14 protein-coding genes are annotated in these 15608 nt (G+C 40.2%); 2 read left to right on the top strand and 12 right to left on the bottom strand.

The annotated features are described in order from the left end of the window. Nucleotides 1-21: 21 nt before the first annotated feature. The 6 genes from secF to leuA all read right to left on the bottom strand — a co-directional run bounded on the left by secF (nucleotide 22) and on the right by leuA (nucleotide 7575). Complete coding sequence (gene secF / locus FNT16_RS00410) at nucleotides 22-963, bottom strand: protein translocase subunit SecF (RefSeq protein ID WP_143869689.1); 942 nt, start codon at nucleotides 961-963, stop codon at nucleotides 22-24. A gap of 10 nt (nucleotides 964-973) precedes the next feature. Further along, a complete protein-coding gene (gene secD, locus FNT16_RS00415; protein WP_143869690.1) occupies nucleotides 974-2827 on the bottom strand; it encodes a protein translocase subunit SecD in 1854 nt (617 codons plus the stop codon). A 12-nt stretch (nucleotides 2828-2839) separates the two neighbouring features. Continuing rightward, nucleotides 2840-3175 carry a preprotein translocase subunit YajC gene (yajC, locus tag FNT16_RS00420; protein WP_143869691.1) on the bottom strand — a complete coding sequence of 112 codons (336 nt, stop codon included), beginning with the start codon at nucleotides 3173-3175 and terminating at the stop codon, nucleotides 2840-2842. 26 nt (nucleotides 3176-3201) lie between these two features. Then, nucleotides 3202-4326 carry a tRNA guanosine(34) transglycosylase Tgt gene (gene tgt, locus FNT16_RS00425; protein ID WP_143872821.1) on the bottom strand — a complete coding sequence of 375 codons (1125 nt, stop codon included), beginning with the start codon at nucleotides 4324-4326 and terminating at the stop codon, nucleotides 3202-3204. Nucleotides 4327-4350: 24 nt separating this feature from the next. Next, a complete protein-coding gene (queA, locus tag FNT16_RS00430; protein ID WP_143869692.1) occupies nucleotides 4351-5403 on the bottom strand; it encodes a tRNA preQ1(34) S-adenosylmethionine ribosyltransferase-isomerase QueA in 1053 nt (350 codons plus the stop codon). Nucleotides 5404-5898: 495 nt separating this feature from the next. After that, nucleotides 5899-7575, bottom strand: coding sequence for a 2-isopropylmalate synthase (leuA, locus tag FNT16_RS00435; protein ID WP_143869693.1), 1677 nt, complete (start codon nucleotides 7573-7575; stop codon nucleotides 5899-5901). 155 nt (nucleotides 7576-7730) lie between these two features. Between leuA and FNT16_RS00440 the strand changes: the two genes are divergently transcribed. Further along, on the top strand, nucleotides 7731-8195 hold the full coding sequence (locus tag FNT16_RS00440; RefSeq protein ID WP_143869694.1) for an Lrp/AsnC family transcriptional regulator: 465 nt from the start codon (nucleotides 7731-7733) through the stop codon (nucleotides 8193-8195). A gap of 15 nt (nucleotides 8196-8210) precedes the next feature. Here the strand turns inward: FNT16_RS00440 and FNT16_RS00445 are convergent, their stop codons facing one another. From FNT16_RS00445 to FNT16_RS00470, 6 genes are all read right to left on the bottom strand, one after another. Then, nucleotides 8211-9221, bottom strand: coding sequence for a GGDEF domain-containing protein (locus FNT16_RS00445; RefSeq protein WP_143869695.1), 1011 nt, complete (start codon nucleotides 9219-9221; stop codon nucleotides 8211-8213). A 172-nt stretch (nucleotides 9222-9393) separates the two neighbouring features. Then, nucleotides 9394-10947, bottom strand: a complete 1554-nt coding sequence (gene lysS / locus FNT16_RS00450; protein ID WP_143869696.1) for a lysine--tRNA ligase — start codon at nucleotides 10945-10947, stop codon at nucleotides 9394-9396. A 22-nt stretch (nucleotides 10948-10969) separates the two neighbouring features. After that, nucleotides 10970-12068 (bottom strand): peptide chain release factor 2 gene (gene prfB, locus FNT16_RS00455; RefSeq protein ID WP_143869697.1). Its coding sequence is split into 2 segments (ribosomal slippage): nucleotides 10970-11992 and nucleotides 11994-12068, totalling 1098 coding nucleotides; the frame shifts between segments, so codons are not numbered across the junction. Between the two features lie 83 nt (nucleotides 12069-12151). Beyond that, nucleotides 12152-13285: a cupin domain-containing protein gene (locus FNT16_RS00460; RefSeq protein WP_143869698.1), complete on the bottom strand. Its 1134-nt coding sequence runs from the start codon at nucleotides 13283-13285 to the stop codon at nucleotides 12152-12154. 119 nt (nucleotides 13286-13404) lie between these two features. Further along, entirely contained in the window at nucleotides 13405-14253 is an 849-nt protein-coding gene (locus FNT16_RS00465) for an ion transporter (RefSeq protein ID WP_143869699.1), read from the bottom strand. Nucleotides 14254-14316: 63 nt separating this feature from the next. Further along, on the bottom strand, nucleotides 14317-14778 hold the full coding sequence (locus FNT16_RS00470) for an SRPBCC family protein (RefSeq protein ID WP_143869700.1): 462 nt from the start codon (nucleotides 14776-14778) through the stop codon (nucleotides 14317-14319). Between the two features lie 174 nt (nucleotides 14779-14952). Between FNT16_RS00470 and FNT16_RS00475 the strand changes: the two genes are divergently transcribed. Further along, complete coding sequence (locus FNT16_RS00475; protein ID WP_246072282.1) at nucleotides 14953-15600, top strand: cupin domain-containing protein; 648 nt, start codon at nucleotides 14953-14955, stop codon at nucleotides 15598-15600. Nucleotides 15601-15608 lie beyond the last annotated feature (8 nt).

A 15608-nucleotide genomic window follows, 5' to 3' on the forward strand; every position in this document is an offset into this window, starting at 1 on the left:
TATCTTTCTGGTAAACAATTTTTAAAGCAATGGATCCTGATCCGCACCTTCTTTTTCGACTACCGTTGGGATCATATCTTCGCGGCTAATGCCTAATTTTAGCGCAGCTACACTTGCCACGAAAATTGAAGAATAGGTACCAATGGCGACACCAAACAATAGTGCAGTTGCAAAACCATGAATAAGCGCCCCTCCTTTAAAGAACAATGCCAGTAATACCAACACGGTCGTTAAAGAGGTAATGGTTGTACGACTCAATGTCTGTGTGAGCGAGATATTAATTATCTCGGCGACGTTATCGATGCGAAGTTTACGAAAGTTTTCTCTGATTCGGTCAAAAACAACAATGGTGTCATTTAATGAATAACCAATAACAGCCAATACAGCTGCCAATACAGTTAAATCAAACTCGATACCCAATACTGAGAAAAAACCAATAGTGATCACTACATCGTGTGTCAAGGCTAGTACACTACCCAACGCAAAGCGCCATTCGAATCTAAATGCAACATAGATAAGAATGCATATAAGTGCCACTAGCATGGCCAAACCACCCTGCTCTTTTAACTCCTCACCAACACTTGGGCCAACAAACTCGATCCGGCGCATTTGCGCTTCACCTGAGTCCGTGGTAGAAATCGCTTCTAACACATGATTACTCAAGGTCTCGGCTTTTACCGTATCTCTTGGTGCAAGACGAATTAAAACGTCAGAACTGGTGCCAAAATGCTGCACAACCGCATCACCAAAACCGCTCGCATCTAGTTTTTGGCGGATCTCTGACAAGTCTGCTGCTTTTTCATAGCCGACTTCGATTAAGGTACCACCGGTAAAATCTAAACCGAATTTAAGGCCATTAACCGCTAGAGAAGCAATTGACCCCAAAAACAAAATCAAAGACAGTCCTATCGCCAGCTTAGCCTGCGACATAAAATTAACTGTCTCTTTCAATTTGAACCACATAGTCTCACTCCTAAATCGACAGCTTTTTAATTTTTCGTCCGCCTACTGAAGCATTGATAACGGCGCGCGTTACAACAATAGCAGTAAACATAGATGTCACGATACCAATGGCTAAGGTTACAGCAAAGCCTTTAATTGGCCCTGTACCTACCGCAAACAGAATAACTGCAGCAATAAAAGTTGTAATATTGGCATCTGCGATGGTTGAGAATGCACTATCATAACCTTGATGAATGGCTTGTTGCGGGCCTCTACCATCGGTAATCTCTTCTCGAATACGCTCAAATATCAAGACATTTGCATCAACTGCCATACCAACGGTTAACACAATACCTGCCATACCCGGTAATGTTAAAGTCGCACCTGGAATCATTGACATAACACCGACAATTAATACTAGGTTTAAAGCAAGCGCAATATTCGCAACTACGCCAAAGCCACGGTAATACAACACCATGAAGGCCAATACTAAGCAAAAACCCCAGATAATGGCTGTCATGCCCAGATCAATATTTTCCTGACCTAAGCTTGGCCCAACTGTACGTTCTTCAACAATTTGAATTGGCGCAATCAAAGCACCCGCCCGCAATAGCAAAGCAAGGTTTTGAGCTTCGTTTGCGCTATCAATACCTGTTATTCTAAAACTTCTGGCCAAACGCGCTTGAATGGTTGCAACATTAATCACCTCTTTAATGGCTTCAAATTCAATTGACCCATCAGGCTTTCTACGTCCAGTTGGTTTATATTCAACAAACAAAGTTGCCATTGGTTTGCCAATATTGTCCTTGGTAAAATGTGACATTTTGTTGCCACCTTGACCGTCTAGATCAATATTGACTTGTGGACGTTGATATTCATCAAAACTAGAATTTGCACCAGTAATATGGTTACCGGTTAGAATAACATCCTTTTTCAGGACAACGGGTCGCCCGGTTCTTCTGTCGTAATAAACTTCAGAGCCTGGTGGCACCCTGCCAGCGGCTGCAGCGGAAGGATCTGCATCCTCATCCACCTTGCGAAATTCCAATGTTGCTGTTGCACCCAAGATTTCCTTCGCACGTGCAGTGTCCTGAACACCCGGTAACTCAACAACAATACGATCTGCACCTTGGCGCATTACCAAAGGCTCTGCTACACCAAGTTGGTTAACACGATTGCGAATAATAGTGATGTTTTGCTGTAACGCGTATTCTTTAACTTCTTTAATACGGGTTTCAGACATAATCGCCGTCAATGTTTTATCTTCAGAGCTACTTTCAGTAATCAATAATTCACGGTGTGCTTTGGTTAAATACTCTAAACCTTTTTCAAATTCTTGTTCGGATCGGAAACTAACTTTAACCCCGTTCGAATACTCTTGTAGACGATGATAGCGGATACGTTCTTCACGTAGCTCAGAACGAAAATCCGCTAACATTTCTTCTTGTTTTTTCTGCAGCGCAACACTCATGTCGACTTCCATCAAGAAGTGCACACCACCACGCAAATCCAGACCTAATTTCATAGGGCTGCCGCCAACATCTTCTAACCACTGAGGTTGAGCGGGCATTAGATTAAGTGCAACAATAAAGTTGCTGCCCAATGTTTGCATTGCGATATCACGCGCTTCTAGTTGCTCATCAGTATCTTTAAAACGAATCTGAATTTGATTGTTTTCAATACTAGCAGAGCGATATTCAATATTTTGTTCATCCAATGCAGAACGCACTGAATCCAATTGACTCAGTTCAACGTCACCACCGCGTGTCGCGGATATTTGAATTGCGGGATCTTCCCCATATAAGTTAGGAAGCGCATACAAAAAACCTGTTGCTACTATAAATAGTACCAACAGGTATTTCCATAAAGGATATTTATTTAACACAGGAGTATCCTATTAGATTGATTTGATTGTACCTTTAGGTAACACTGCTGTTACAGATGCTTTTTGTACTGCTACATCTACACCTTCAGCTAGTGTCATCAAGATAAAGTCTTTGTCGTCACTGACTTTAGCAACACGACCGACCATCCCACCTTGAGTTAAAATCTCGTCACCTTTAGAAATAGCGGCAATAAGTGCTTTGTGCTCTTTCATACGTTTTGCTTGCGGACGATAAAGCATGAAATAAAAAATTAAACCAAAAACAACTAACATAATAACCATTTGTAAACCGCCACCTTGTGGTTGAGCAGCACCTTCGGCATATGCATTCGCAATTAAAAAATCCATAAAAATTCCCCTATCTAATTAAATTATTAATTTTCGTTATTCAAAGCAGGCACAGGTAGATTGCGCGCTGCATAAAACTCTTCAACAAACTTCTCTAGTTCACCCTGTGCGATTGCGTCTCTAAGTTGTTCCATCAATCGCTGATAATATCTCAGATTATGAATCGTATTCAGTCGCGCTCCAAGAATTTCATTACACTTGTCCAGATGATGTAGATATGCTCTAGAATAATTTTTACAAGTGTAGCAGTCACATTTTTCATCCAATGGACCTGTATCTGTCTTATGTTTGGCATTTCGTAATTTGACAACCCCGTCACTGACAAAAATATGTCCATTACGAGCATTGCGTGTTGGCATCACACAATCAAACATATCTATGCCACGACGCACAGCTTCAACAATGTCTTCCGGTTTGCCAACCCCCATTAAATATCTGGGCTTTTCTGTCGGCATTTTGTCAGTCAGGTTATTCAGAATATTAATCATATCTTCTTTGGGTTCGCCGACCGATAAACCGCCAATAGCATACCCATCAAAACCAATTTTTTCTAAACCTTCTAAACTTTCTTCACGTAAATGAGGATACATTCCACCTTGAACGATGCCAAATAGTGCAGACGGATTGCCTTCATGTGCATCTTTGGAACGTTTTGCCCAACGCAATGAAAGCTCCATTGAAGTACGCGCTTGTTCTTCTGTTGCTGGATATGGCGTACATTCATCAAAGATCATAACAATATCTGATCCCAACTCTCGTTGCACTTGCATTGCTTTTTCGGGTGAGAGTTCGATACGCTCACCATTAATCGGTGAGCGGAAGATTACACCATCTTCAGTAATTTTTCGTAACTCACCTAAACTGAAAACCTGAAACCCACCAGAATCCGTCAAAATTGGTTTTTGCCAATTCATAAAATCATGTAAGTCACCATGCATCCGAATAATTTCAGTGCCAGGCCTTAACATCAAATGAAACGTATTGCCCAAACAGATATCAGCGCCAATATCTTTGAGTTCATCAGGTGACATGCCTTTTACAGTACCATAGGTACCCACAGGCATAAATGCGGGCGTTTCAACAACCCCTCGTGCAAAAACTAAACGGCCTCGTCTTGCCTGACCATCAGTTGCTAGTTTTTCATACTTCATAAATTCAGACATAACGGTTCACCATTAATCTTGTTGCGGCTTTTGTCTACGTGTCAAAAACATCGAATCACCATAACTAAAAAAGCGGTATTTTTGCTGTATCGCCTCGTTATAGGCGCCCATTATATTATCTTTGCCGGCAAACGCCGAAACTAACATAATTAACGTCGATTCTGGTAAATGAAAATTGGTAAACATAGCGTCTATTATTTTGAATTCATACCCCGGGTAGATAAAAATACTGGTATCCCCCTGATATGGCTCAATGATATCTCGCTGTGCAAATTGAGCTGCACTTTCAATACTACGCACTGAGGTCGTTCCAACAGCGATTACACGGCCGCCACGTTTTTTACAGGCAACAATTGCATCCACAACATTTTGCGGAACATCAATATACTCAGCATGCATCTGATGATCTTTTACATTATCAACTCTGATAGACTGAAATGTTCCAGCTCCTACATGCAAAGTAACATATTCAATTTGAACACCTTTATTGGCAAGTTGTTGCATTAACTCTTCATCAAAATGCAAACCTGCGGTGGGTGCGGCTACAGCCCCTGGAATTTTGCCATATACGGTTTGATACCTTGTTTTGTCTGTTTCGTTATCCGCACGATCAATATACGGCGGTAGAGGCATATGTCCGTGCGCTTCTAACAGATTCAAAACAGTTTCATCATTCGTAATTTGCAAGACAAACAAATCACCTCGGCGTTTAAGCATTTGTGCATTAATTGCATTTTCCAATACAACTTCTGCACCGGGCTTGAGCGCTTTGTTGGCGCGCACGTGCGCCAAAATCGTTTTACCATCTAAGATGCGCTCAACCAGCACTTCAATTTTACCGCCCGATCGTTTTTGTCCTAGCAGACGCGCGGGTATCACCTTAGTATTATTAAAAATCAACAGGTCTTTATCCGTAACCAAATCAATCATTTGCGCAAATATTTTATGTTGAATATCGCCCGTATTGCCGTCCATAACGAGCAAACGCGATTCTGTGCGTTTTTCCGCCGGAAAACGCGCAATAAGTTCATCAGGGAGATCAAAAGAAAAATCGGATACTTGCATGCATAATTCACTTAGGTTTTTAGAGCGCGATAGTCTATTGCGAGCGCTCTTTAATAGCAAGTTTTTGCATGCAAAAGCAACCGACAAGCAAATAATAGCCGTTTGCCGACAGTGCACAATAATGTACTAAAATTACATATGATGGTAAATTAGATGTTAAAACGAGTGTTTATTCTTGTTAATAGCGACTTTTTGAAATAAAAATGAAATTTTATGTTGTAAAATTACATTTCAGCGCTATAATGAACCTATCTTTGAAAAACACGGTTTATCTGGTTTTTCTTGACATCCCTTTGTTAGTGCTTGAGTGCCTTTTATAGGCCAATTTTATTGCCCAGTCCCCCAACTGGGCTTTTTTTTATCCAAAATTTACCCTTTCTCTCGATAGATACCGCGCGCTCAACCCTATTATTGAAAATAATAACCCCCACAAACTGTATTCAAAAATCCAGTCAGCAGGGTTTATGACATTAGTATGCAATTAGAGTAGAACAGTTATACAACAGTCGTAGCTTGAGCTGCGGTAACTCTGTTAAAGCCATTTAACACAGCACTGATCGCCGCCGTCGCAATATTAGCGTGCTGCGCAACACCAAACCAGGTGTTGGCTTGTTCATCTTTTAATTCGATATAACAAACGGCCTCAATTAAATCACCTTGGCCAATAGCATGCTCATGATAATTGGCGACTCTATACGCACTATTGTTATATCGGTTCAGAGCGGTCAACGCAGCATCAATGGGGCCATTGCCTTTCCCTTGCAAATTAATTTGTTGATCTGCATGCTGAATCTTAAACGACAATTCAACCTCACCTTGAACTTCACGGGACAGACTTTCAAGATAACTAAGCGGTTTGTTAACTTGTAAATATTCACGCTGGAACACATCCGCAATTTCTTCCGCTTTCATTTCTCGGCCCGTTGTATCGTTAATCGCCTGCACGACCTTACTAAATTCAATTTGTAATTTTCGTGGTAGCTGGTATCCCTTTTGCTGCTCTAACAAAAAACTTACACCACCTTTACCAGATTGACTATTCACTCGCACCACTGATTCATAACTGCGATTTAAATCAGCAGGATCGATGGGCAAATAAGGGACGCGCCAAAAATCATCTTGTTTTTGTACCGCAAGCCCTTTTTTAATCGCGTCCTGATGAGAGCCTGAAAACGCGGTAAATACTAATTCACCTGCATATGGATGCCTTGGATGTACCGGAATTTGATTACAGCTTTCGACTAAGGATTTCACCTTATCAATATCCGAAAAATCTAATCCAGGGTTAACCCCCTGAGAATACAAATTTAACGCCAGCGTGACCAAATCAACATTGCCTGTACGCTCACCGTTACCGAATAAACAGCCTTCAACCCTGTCAGCTCCGGCCATTACCGCCAACTCAGCCGCGGCGACCGCTGTCCCTCGGTCATTATGCGGATGTACGCTTAATATAATGGCATCACGGCGCTCAAGATTACGATGCATCCACTCAATTTGATCGGCGTAGGTATTCGGTGTATTCATTTCAACCGTCGCCGGTAAATTAATAATCATCTTGTTGTCGCTACCCGGCTGCCACACCTCGCTCACTGCATCACATACTTCTTTAGCAAATTCAATTTCGGTACTTGAGAAAACTTCCGGCGAGTATTGATATGTCCAGTTAACTTCATTTGCTTGTTCAGTTAAGGTTTTAACCCATTGAGTACCTTGAACTGCAATATTTTTAACACCGGCTTTATCCGTGCGATATACAATTTCACGAAAATCGGGTGCAAGCGGGTTATACATATGCAAAATAGCTTGCTTAGCACCCCGTAAACTTTCAACTGTGCGCTCAATCAACTCAAAGCGTGCTTGAACCAATACTTCAATAGTGACATCGTCTGGGATATGATTTTCTTCAATCAATAAACGCACAAAATTAAAGTCAATTTCAGAAGCAGATGGAAAACCAACTTCAATTTGTTTAAACCCCATCGCAACTAAAGCTTTAAAAAATCTTAATTTGGTTTCAATTGACATCGGATCAATGAGTGCCTGATTGCCATCGCGCAAATCAGTACTCATCCAAATCGGGGCTTTTTCAATATGTTTATTTGGCCATTGCCTATCGGTCAATTGCACACCTACAAATCGTTTGTATTTTAACGCTGGATTATCAATCATTTTTTCACTCCGGCTATTGCCATCAAATTATGACTCTATGATACAAAAGACGTGTACAATAAAAATTGCTAATATCGAGCTAAAAACAAAATACTCGCAATATAATTTCAACAATATAGAATAAATTAAAATTATATTTCACCACTTCAAAAGACATGAATTTAGATAAATACGATAAGCAAATACTGAAAATTATTCAGCAAAAAGGTCGTATCTCAAATCAGGAACTAGCGGAACAAATTTCATTGTCGCCTGCACCTTGTTTGCGACGCGTCAGGCAACTAGAAGAGACAGGCTTAATTGAAGGATATGTTGCATTACTCGATGCAAGAAAACTGGGTCTAACTTTAGTGTCATTTATCCAAATTAGTATGGATAAACATACGCCCGAAAGATTTGATAAATTTGAAAATGCAATTCAATCATTTTCAGAGGTGTTAGAGTGTCACTTAATTACTGGGCAATCAGCCGACTATTTACTTAAAGTCATCGTCAAAGATATGGATGATTTTCAGCAGTTTTTATTGAATAAACTGACACGAATTGACGGCGTAAGTGGTGTTCACTCGTCATTTGTCTTGAAATCTCCAGTGCACTCCACCGCTCTGCCGATCGTATGATACTTTTATACCTTGCTACTTAGCATACTGAACCTGATTCCGTCCTGCATTTTTAGCGGCATATAAAGCCGTATCTGCTCGTGCAACCAAATCTTCAAATGATTCATCTTTTTGTTGCCGTGCAACACCCGCCGATACTGTAATAGCAGGAAGCTTTTGTTGGCTTTTTTTGCTCACCAGCTTCATTTCCGATACTTTTTTACGAATATCTTCAGCAACGAGTGGGTAACGGTTGAACTCCGATTGTGGCATGACCAACAAAAACTCTTCACCGCCATAACGAATAGCCTTAATATTGGTATTGGAAGATTGGCGAATTTGCTCTGCCACTTTCGCGATGACGATGTCTCCAATTAAATGACCGTATTGGTCGTTTATTGATTTAAAGCGATCAATGTCAATGGCGACTGTCAATAAAGGCGTCGTATCTTGCACTTTTTGCAAGTATTCATCCAACCCCCTGCGATTTAATAAACCCGTCAGTGGATCTTTCTTTATTTGCTGTTCGATTTGCTCCAGCTTATCTTTAAGTTGACTGGTTTCATTTTTAGACTGTGCTAACTGCTCTTTGAGTTCTTTTTGCTGCCACTTAATTAACCGCGAAGCCGACAATAATGAGTCAACGACCGGTAAAAGTTCGTCACCAATATTAGCTTGTTTGATTTGTTCGATGCCGTCTGTTAATTGTTCTAAATATTTATCAACAGAACCATCATTGCTTTCTAACTGCTCATGAACGCCCGCGACCACCTTTTCCAGGTCAGAAATCAATTTATCATTTTGTGGTGCAGGAGACTGTAGGTATTGCGACTGCCATTGCTCTAAACAAAAACAGTCAATCAACTTATTTTTGCTGGTATGCGCTTTATATGCGGCCAATAAAGACTTGTTTTTTCCTTTTGCTATTTCATACGCCACACCATAATTGATAGGTGACATAGGTACATTCCATGTATCCAACAAATCCAAAGCTACCTGCCCGTAACGCTTGGCACTTTTTATATCATCTCGACTAACGATTTTCATAAATCTGCTAATTATTATTGGTTTAATTATTTGTACACAGAGGAACGTCCATAATACATGACCTGACGTCACTGAGAAACCATAAATAAGGTAGTGAGGATACGAAATACAAAAAAAACCGGTGTTTAGTCACCCTAAACACCGGTTTTTCAAGCTGGAAATTAAGACTTACTTATTCTGCCGCGTTTAGCGGTCGCATATGCGGAAATAAAATAACGTCTTTAATAGTTGGGCAATCGGCAAATAGCATCACTAAACGATCAATACCAATACCTTCACCGGCTGTCGGTGGTAAACCAAATTCTAACGCAGTGATATAATCATCGTCATAATGCATGGCTTCTTCATCACCGGCATCTTTTTCTTCAACTTGTTTGCGGAAGCGTTCTGCCTGATCTTCAGCATCATTAAGCTCCGAGAAACCGTTTGCTAACTCGCGGCCACCCACGAAAAACTCAAATCTGTCAGTAACAAACGGATTGTCGTCATTACGACGTGCAAGAGGAGAAACTTCCCACGGATACTCTGTAATAAAAGTTGGCTGTTCTAACTTATGCTCAGCCACTGCTTCAAATATTTCAGTTAAATATTTACCCGGACCCCAGATACCTTCTTTTTCAGGTTCTTTAATGTGTAAAGATTTAGCGATTTGGCGTAAACCTTCTAAATTATCCTGCGCATTGTTGATTACATCCGCATCTAATTCAGGGGCGTGCGTCAGAATGGCTTTTGCCATACTCATACGGGTAAAAGGTTGACCAAAATCATAGTTGATGGTTTCTAACACTTCACCATTTTCATCACGTTTAGTATTCGTGATAGCGGTTGTTCCTAATACATCTTGCGCAATGGTACGCAGCATGTCTTCGGTTAAGTCCATCAAGTCGTTAAAATCTGCATATGCTTGATAAAACTCTATCATCGTAAATTCAGGATTATGGCGCGTACTCAAACCTTCATTTCTGAAATTCCGGTTTATCTCAAATACACGTTCAAAACCGCCGACGACTAAACGCTTAAGATACAATTCAGGTGCGATACGCAAATACATATCTATATCTAACGCATTGTGATGCGTGACAAAAGGTTTAGCTGTAGCACCGCCCGGAATAACCTGCAACATAGGCGTTTCAACTTCCATAAAACGGCGCTCAGTTAAATATTTTCGTATACCGTTAATAATGCCAGAGCGAATTTGGAAAACATCACGCGTTTGTTGATTGATCATTAAATCAATATAACGCTGGCGATATTTTGTTTCCTGATCGGATAAACCATGATATTTCTCAGGTAAAGGGCGCAATGATTTGGTTAACAATACATATTCATTAATATGAACGTATAAATCGCCTTTACCTGATTTATGTACTGGACCTTTAACCCCAATGATATCGCCAATATCCAGCGTACCATATTGTTCTTTTAATTCTTTTTGCGTGTTTTTATCCGCATATGCCTGAATACGACCTGACATATCTTGTAATGCCATAAACGGGCCACGTTTGGCCATTATTCGACCCGCTATCGCGACTTCATTATGCTCAGTTTCTAGCGTCGGTTTATCTTTTTCGCCATGCAAAGCTTGCAAGTCACTTGCATAGTGCGTGCGGTCGAAATCATTGGGATGACCATTTGCAGAACACTTTTCGCGAATCGAAGCCAGCTTAGCTTTGCGCTCTGCAATGAGTTTATTTTCATCTTGTGATACTTGATTTTGTTCAGACATTTTTAATTTCCGGTCCAGAATTTTATAAACCTGCTTTTAAAGCAGCTTGAATAAATGGGTCTAACTCACCGTCCAATACAGCTTGTGTATTTCTATTTTCTACGCCGGTGCGCAAATCTTTTATGCGTGAGTCATCCAAAACATACGAACGGATCTGGCTTCCCCAGCCAATATCCGATTTACCATCTTCTAAAACTTGCTTTTCTGCATTTTGTTTTTGCAGTTCTAACTCATACAACTTCGCTTTTAACTGCTTCATTGCCTGGTCTTTATTCTTATGCTGCGATCTATCGTTTTGACATTGCACGACAGTATTCGTTGGCAAATGCGTAATACGTACGGCCGAATCGGTTCGGTTAACGTGTTGACCACCCGCGCCGGATGCACGATAGGTATCGATGCGTAAATCAGCTGGATTAATATCAATTTCGATATCATCGTCTACTTCAGGGTAAACAAAGGCAGAAGCAAAAGAGGTATGACGTCGGTTGCCTGAATCAAACGGTGATTTTCGAACCAAACGGTGTACGCCCGTTTCGGTTCTTAACCAACCAAAAGCATAATCTCCAGAGATACGAATAGTTGCAGATTTCACCCCAGCCACTTCCCCATCGGATACTTCAATAAGCTCAGCTTTAAAACCATGCGCTTCAGCCCAACGCAAATACATACGTAATAGCATGCTGCACCAATCTTGGGCTTCGGTTCCGCCCGAACCAGACTGCAAATCAATATAAGCATCTGATGCATCATTAGGCCCACTAAACATGCGCATAAACTCTAATTTTTCAATTTTTTCTTCGAGTTCTGTTAATTCAGCTTGTGCTTCTTCAAAGGTTTCTTCATCTTCAGCTTCTACTGCAAGTTCAAGTAGTCCTTCAACATCTTCTAAACCTTGCGTCAGATCATCAATGGTTTTAACAATGTTTTCCAGATTAGCACGTTCTTTTCCTAACGCCTGTGCCTTTTCCGGATTATTCCAGACATCTGGGTCTTCAAGCTCGCGTGAAACTTCCTCTAAAAGTTCTGATTTGTGATCATAGTCAAAGATACCCCCTAAGCAGCTCAGTGCGCTCGGCGATATCTTTTATCTTATTCTGTACTGGGTTTATCTCGAACATAAACTCTCTACTTGACAGGGTGAAAATTAGGCGCGGATTGTACCGAAAAATACAAGCATTTGGTAGCTTTGCTCGCGTACTAATTAATCTTCCAGTGGATAGATAAAACCTTCATTGACTAATGCCAACAATAGCTGCTGATTTTCTTCAATAGTTAAATAATGATTCAGATCACTCGAAGCGTAAACTTCATGATTGCTTAAAAAAGTAATAAAAGGGCGTTGTTGCTTTTCTGTTGGAATAAATTCACCATTCACAAAAAATTTGTCTGCTAAAAGCAAACAACGCAAGCCGCCTAATCGATTCCAAATGGCAATCTGTTGCAACATTTCTGAGAGGTCCTCTGGCAAATAGGCAGGTTCAACCTCTTCAATAGCCAACTCATGTTTCGCCTGAGTCAGATAACAACCTAACCACTGCTCAACGCTATCTGATTGCGAGAGCGTCTCTTTTACCAGTCCTACTAATTTTTGCGTTTCCGCTTCAGTAATCAATCCCGGTGATTGAGTCGCTTGTAATTCTGGGTCCGTGTAACGTTTATTAAAACACTCTTCCTGCAATGCAAAATCAGCAAAAGATGACAGCAAATCCTGTTGATTGGGTGCTCTAAAACCAACGGAATAATTAAGGGCGGGTTCGATTGCATACCCTTCATGCGGACAACCAGGTGGTATATACAAAACATCACCTGGCTCCAATATTTCATCGATACAAGCATTAAAACCGTCCACTTGCAATAAATCTGGATGCGGAATAGATTTTTGCATGGTTTGTTGCAACCCTACACGCCAATGACGTTTACCCATACCTTGTATAATAAACACATCATATTGATCGACATGCGCGCCAACCCCTCCGCCGGGCGTTGAAAAGCTCACCATCAAATCATCTATCCGCCAGTTTGGAATAAATCGAAAAGGTTTTAACAACTCAGCGGCTTCTTCACTATAATGATCAACTGCTTGTACTAATAAGGTCCAATCTGTTTCACCAAACACCTGATACTCTTCAAATGGCCCATGCTCAACATGCCAGTTTTGCTGTTTTTTATGAACAACTCGACTTTCGATTTGCTCCTCGGCAGCTAAACCAGCAATTTCATCGGCTTCTAAAGGGTCTTGAAAATCTTTAAACAAGCCTTTTAATAAAGCCGGTTTTTTTTGCCAGTAATTTTTAAGAAAACTGTCAATATTAAACTGATGAAATTGATAAGACATGAATAAACCCTAAAAATGAGGAAAACAGCAGCGTATTGTTACAAACACAGCGTATGTAACTATTTTAAACCTTGTATTATAGAACAAAATGGCGGGTAAAATGCCCGCCATCTTGGCGTTTAATCTGATTTAGAATTATTGGATACTTGCATATTGTTTTGAATAAGTGATTTTAGTGCCTGGATTTCTTGCTTCAATTCAGACATAGTAGGCTCTGTTGTTCCTTCTTCAGCATGTTTTTCTGCCCGTGCTTTTTCATGCTCTTGTTCCATAACACTGACAACAATACCAATCACCATATTTAAAAACGCAAAGGCCGACAGAAATATAAACGTTAGATAATAAATCCAGCTAAGTGGATAAACCTCCATTGTCTCATACATTACATCAGTCCAATCTTCAAACGTCATAACCCTAAACAAAGTAAGTAAAGCAATAGTAATATCGCCCCACAAAACAGGATTAATCGCGTGAAACAAAGTACTGCCTATCGCGGCGTATATATAAAAAATAATAAACATCAATAGCATCACATAACCTAACTGAGGCAATGCTTTAACTAAGGAGGTGAGTAAAATACGTAACTCTGGAATAATTGAAACCATTCGCAATACTCGGAAAACCCGAATCAAACGCCCTACTACAGCCATATCTGAATTATCGACCGGCACCAAGCTAATCAACACAATTAATGAATCAAAACAGTTCCAAAAATTATGAAAAAATCGCTTTTTATTGGTATCTGCGATAAAACGAATAGTGATTTCAATTAAGAAAAAAATGGTAATAAAGTAGTCCATGATCAACGTAAGCTGATGCACACTTTGTGGTAAGGGATAAGTTTTAACACCTATTAATAAAGCGGATGCAACTATCACGCTGATCACAAATATTTCAAACGCTTTATTACTTTTAATTTGCTCAAACTTAGTTTGAATGGTCTCAAATCGACTTGAATTTGTAAGCATTTTTTCCAACGAGATTTACCTTGAACACAACAAATTTAGAGCGCGAATAATACCATGCGTAAATCAAATTGGTTGATATTTCTGTTCACAATATTCTTTAATATCTTCTAAATCTTGTTGCAGTGCTTTTATCATTGGCCGCTGCATAAATGGTTTCATTAAACAGTACAACCATTTAGCGAAAAATGATTGCGGATAACCCGTAAATTGTATAGATAACCAAGTGCTTCCATGTACTGTCTCAACTGAAAGTTTAGTCAAATACACAGAACCATGGCTTTCTGCACGCGTACAATAGTATGAATTTTCAACCGCTTCAGTGATCCACATGGTTTCTTCTGCTTCCTTTCCAAACATCAGGCGTGATTCTGTCCATTTTAGCCCGACCAAACCATTAGAGGGTTTATGATGGAGCTTAACTGAGAGAATATTTGAAATAACATTGATGCTATCCTCTACATCACAAATCACATTCCAAACGAGTTCTTTATGAACATTGATATCGATCGCCACTTCAACTTTCATTAGATTTCCCTTTTCTAAATAATTGCCATTTTTGAACGTATTTTGATTATATTAATTTATGCGAGTCGTAACGCACTAAGTATTGAAATAGATATACTAAAACGCAAATTTTTAGAGCGTGTTGCGACTTTCAGCTAACACCAAAAATACCGGGTACATACAACGATGCTTAATATGAATTTTAGCCTGCGTATTGCGCTTGATACGCAGCATATTGACTGGCAAGCCAGCCCGAAATCCGGAGTTTGGCGCAAACCGCTAGCACGAGAGTTTAAAGAACAAGGACATGCCACGAGTCTAGTCAAGTTTGAAGCAGGCGCTCAGTTTTCAGAGCACGATCATCCGCTTGGAGAAGAAATATTGGTACTAGAAGGCACATTTTCAGATCATACAGGGGATTATCACCAAGGCCAATATTTCAGAAATCCTAAAGGGTTTAGACACGCTCCGTTTAGCGAAGCAGGCTGCCTAATTTTTGTAAAATTACATCAGTTTCAAAAGACTGACCAAAAGCGTGTATGCATTGATACCAATACAGCCAACTGGCAAAAACTTAAAAACGAAATTAAAATACTTCACCTTCACCAACACCTAAATGAGCAAGTGACATTATTTCATTACGCGTCAACCGAGGTTTTAGCTAACCTAACCAATGACGGTGGAGCAGAAATATATGTCATTAAAGGTGAGCTATCTGACGCTGATGGTCGCTACCAAACCGGCAGTTGGTTACGGATACCGCACTTGAGCCCATATTCTTTTACAGTTCAGGCTAATTCGACAGTCTGGTTAAAAGTAGGTCATTTATTTAAAAGTGGCTAGCTGAATAA

The sequence above is a fragment of the Catenovulum sediminis genome, assembly GCF_007289895.1.
Taxonomy (GTDB): Bacteria; Pseudomonadota; Gammaproteobacteria; order Enterobacterales; family Alteromonadaceae; genus Catenovulum; species Catenovulum sediminis.

What these genes read in the sequence shown, in the direction of transcription:
- secF (WP_143869689.1), bottom strand. Translation starts at nt 963, where the DNA reads ATGTGGTTCAAATTGAAAGAGACAGTTAATTTTATGTCGCAGGCTAAG.
- yajC (WP_143869691.1), bottom strand. Translation starts at nt 3,175, where the DNA reads ATGGATTTTTTAATTGCGAATGCATATGCCGAAGGTGCTGCTCAACCA.
- tgt (WP_143872821.1), bottom strand. Translation starts at nt 4,326, where the DNA reads ATGAAGTATGAAAAACTAGCAACTGATGGTCAGGCAAGACGAGGCCGT.
- queA (WP_143869692.1), bottom strand. Translation starts at nt 5,403, where the DNA reads ATGCAAGTATCCGATTTTTCTTTTGATCTCCCTGATGAACTTATTGCG.
- leuA (WP_143869693.1), bottom strand. Translation starts at nt 7,575, where the DNA reads ATGATTGATAATCCAGCGTTAAAATACAAACGATTTGTAGGTGTGCAA.
- FNT16_RS00440 (WP_143869694.1), top strand. Translation starts at nt 7,731, where the DNA reads ATGAATTTAGATAAATACGATAAGCAAATACTGAAAATTATTCAGCAA.
- FNT16_RS00445 (WP_143869695.1), bottom strand. Translation starts at nt 9,221, where the DNA reads ATGAAAATCGTTAGTCGAGATGATATAAAAAGTGCCAAGCGTTACGGG.
- lysS (WP_143869696.1), bottom strand. Translation starts at nt 10,947, where the DNA reads ATGTCTGAACAAAATCAAGTATCACAAGATGAAAATAAACTCATTGCA.
- FNT16_RS00460 (WP_143869698.1), bottom strand. Translation starts at nt 13,285, where the DNA reads ATGTCTTATCAATTTCATCAGTTTAATATTGACAGTTTTCTTAAAAAT.
- FNT16_RS00465 (WP_143869699.1), bottom strand. Translation starts at nt 14,253, where the DNA reads ATGCTTACAAATTCAAGTCGATTTGAGACCATTCAAACTAAGTTTGAG.
- FNT16_RS00470 (WP_143869700.1), bottom strand. Translation starts at nt 14,778, where the DNA reads ATGAAAGTTGAAGTGGCGATCGATATCAATGTTCATAAAGAACTCGTT.
- FNT16_RS00475 (WP_246072282.1), top strand. Translation starts at nt 14,953, where the DNA reads ATGAATTTTAGCCTGCGTATTGCGCTTGATACGCAGCATATTGACTGG.